A 2,667-nucleotide genomic window follows, 5' to 3' on the forward strand; every position below is an offset into this window, starting at 1 on the left:
TGTCTCGTCCTGAAATATGGCTACAGGTTAAACATAGTTTTAAGCGGTTAATTTGTATACCATATTAGGTGTTTTAAAATCTAAAGATAAGTGTAATCTTACTTCGTTATATAATTTAATGGCATTTTTTGTAGCTCTCTTTGCGTGGGCTGTATCCATAAAGGTTTGATCGAGATAGAACTCATCTTTTAGGATACCGTTTACACGCTCAGCCATAGCGTTTTCGTAGCAATGGTTTTCTTCTGTCATACTTATACCGATGTTTTTTCTCTTAAGTATCTGGGTGTATACATTGCTGCAATATTGTATTCCTCTATCAGAGTGATGTATGAGTCCATCAATGTCCTTAGCTTGATATAACGCCTTATTTAAAGCCCTAACACAACCGCTTAGTTCCAAGCTATCACTAAGATCATAACCGACTATCTTCCTTGAATAGGCATCAGTAATCAAAGCTAGATAACAAAATCCTTTCAAGGTTCTAATGTAGGTGATATCACTTACCCAAACCTGGTTAGGTCTTGTTACAATTACATCTTTAGCAATGTTCTTGTACTTACGGAACCTGTGCAAGGAATTGGTGGTTTTTGCACTGTATTTTTTCCTTAAGGTGAGCATATTATTGGCTCTAAGTACATTTAAAAGCGTATCTCTTCCCACTTTGATATTGGCTTTGGTAAACTCTACATCCAATGATTTAATCATTTTCCGAACCCCTTCTCTAGGTAAGGATTTGCGACGTTTTTTTACAATTTCTATGATCCGTTTTTCTAGTTTCAGACGTTCTGTCTCTCTGGTATGGTATTTATAATACGCATCTCTTTTGAGTCCGAAACAGGCACAAACAGTAGTTAACGAAGCAAATCCTTCACTCTTTGTTTTAGCTCTGATTAAGGCTTGGTATTTAGTTTTTTTTTGAGTTCTATCACGCTTTTGTAGCCCAGTTTCTCTGCAGCCACTTCTAGATAAGAGTCCAATACCATTGCATCAAGATCCTTTTTGAGCAGTAGTTTTTTTAGCTGTTCAATTTCCTTTTGTAGCTCTTTGATTCTAGTTATTTCGTCTTTTGTTTCCACTTTAACACGTGTGTTCATTAAGTCTTTACGCTCATATTTCCTGATCCATTCGTTAATGGTTGTAGGGTTTATTCCGTAAAGTTTTCCTAATTGATTCTTGTTGAGTTTTCCGGTGGTAAGTTCGTCTAAAATTTTCAATTTAAACGATTCGCTGTAGCGTCTAATTACTTTGTCATTTTTGTACATAATTATTAAAATTATGTAGCCTTATTTCCGGACGGTGTATTGTACTGAAATAGGTTGACCTTTTTTTGGTTGATTTTCGGTTGTTCAAAACGATGTTTTCAAATCGTTAGTGGATTTAAAATTACATTATTTTTTCGATACGATTTGTAGTTGATGTTGGGATTGAGATGTACTTCGGCAGGTTTTCTCAGATCCAGGCTGAAATGAGTTCTTAGGTTGTTGTAAATATAGACTGCTTGCTGTGTCATTTTTTGCGCTAGTTCCGTGTTTTTAATGGTTTGTTTTAGCCCATATTCATGTTTTAGGGTTCTGTTAATACGTTCTGCAACGGCGTTTTCATAAGGATCGTATTGCTCTGTCATACTCATGGTAATGCCGTTTTGTTCAGCAAACTGCGAGTATTTGGGATTGCAGTACTGGAACCCTCTGTCGGAATGGTGGATGAGCTTTTGGTTGGGATATTTTCTGTTTTTAATGGCCATAGCGAGTGCATCTTTGCAAAGAGATGTTCTCATATGGCTGTCTAGTTTATATCCCATAATTTGCTTGGAATAGGCATCGGTTACCAATGCTAGGTAGTTGTGTCCGTTTTCGGTTTTAATGTATGTTATGTCGCTTACCCAGAGCTGTTCCGGTCGGGTGGGGACGTGGTCCTTAACAAGGTTTTTATATTTTTTGAACATGTGGTTTGAGTTTGTTGTGGTGATGTAATTTTTGGCTTTAGGCACAAGTAGGCTGTTGAGCTTTAGAAACCTGTAGAATTTATTCCTTCCAATCTTAATATTGGCATTTATAAAATCTTGTTTCAGTTCACTGTAGAGCTTGATTCCACCAGTTTTAGAGCCTACTTTTTTACGGTAACCCTTAACTAAAGAAATTAGTTTTTGTTGGTCTATTTCTTGTTTTTGTTGTGTTTTGAGTCTTTTGTAGAAGGCTTGCTTAGATATCCCAAAACATCCATAGAGCCATTTTCTTTTAAACGGTCTTTTTTCTTTTTCTCTATCTCTTTTGCCAATGTTTTGGGTAATGACTTTTTTGACATGTCGACACCTGTAATAAGTTCCATATCAGCGATAATGTCCTGTTGGAAGTCCTTTTGGAACTCCAGTTCTTCAATACGCTCTTTCAGCTTTTTAATTTCGTCGTTTTTGCTCATACCAGTGTTTCGTTGCACTAAGGTACTGTATTTTCTTAACCAATAGGCTATGGTGGTTCTGGGAACCTCATATTTTTTGGAAGCTTGGTTGTTGGATAGCTGTCCGCTAAGGATTTGGTCAACGACCAGAAGTTTGGTCTCTAGATTGACTTTTTGGTAGCTTTTTTTTCGCCAGTGTTGTTTTTCGTGTTTCATAAGTGACTGTAATTGTTTGTTCAATTTTTAGTCAACCTATTTCAGGAAAATTCA

4 protein-coding genes are annotated in these 2,667 nt (G+C 36.4%); all 4 read right to left on the reverse strand.

Annotated elements, in window-relative coordinates:
* Positions 1 to 39: 39 nt before the first annotated feature.
* Entirely contained in the window at positions 40 to 978 is a 939-nt protein-coding gene (locus ZA05_RS00475; RefSeq protein ID WP_157514472.1) for an IS3 family transposase, read from the reverse strand.
* The gene (locus ZA05_RS00480; RefSeq protein ID WP_053989906.1) at positions 891 to 1,262 is read right to left on the reverse strand and encodes a transposase; all 372 of its coding nucleotides are present in this window, start codon (positions 1,260 to 1,262) and stop codon (positions 891 to 893) included. Before ZA05_RS00480 ends, ZA05_RS00475 begins: the two co-directional genes overlap by 88 nt.
* Positions 1,263 to 1,360: 98 nt before the next feature.
* The gene (locus tag ZA05_RS18115) at positions 1,361 to 2,209 is read right to left on the reverse strand and encodes an IS3 family transposase (protein ID WP_231632369.1); all 849 of its coding nucleotides are present in this window, start codon (positions 2,207 to 2,209) and stop codon (positions 1,361 to 1,363) included.
* The gene (locus tag ZA05_RS00490) at positions 2,155 to 2,613 is read right to left on the reverse strand and encodes a helix-turn-helix domain-containing protein (RefSeq protein WP_053989908.1); all 459 of its coding nucleotides are present in this window, start codon (positions 2,611 to 2,613) and stop codon (positions 2,155 to 2,157) included. The genes ZA05_RS18115 and ZA05_RS00490 overlap by 55 nt, the downstream gene beginning before the upstream one ends.
* Positions 2,614 to 2,667: the final 54 nt, after the last annotated feature.

The sequence above is a fragment of the Mangrovimonas sp. TPBH4 genome, from assembly GCF_001280505.1.
Classification (GTDB): domain Bacteria; phylum Bacteroidota; class Bacteroidia; order Flavobacteriales; family Flavobacteriaceae; genus Mangrovimonas_A.

Excerpts from the sequence above, each read along its gene's own strand:
- ZA05_RS00480 (WP_053989906.1), bottom strand. The coding sequence starts at position 1,262 with ATGTACAAAAATGACAAAGTAATTAGACGCTACAGCGAATCGTTTAAA.
- ZA05_RS00490 (WP_053989908.1), bottom strand. The coding sequence starts at position 2,613 with ATGAAACACGAAAAACAACACTGGCGAAAAAAAAGCTACCAAAAAGTC.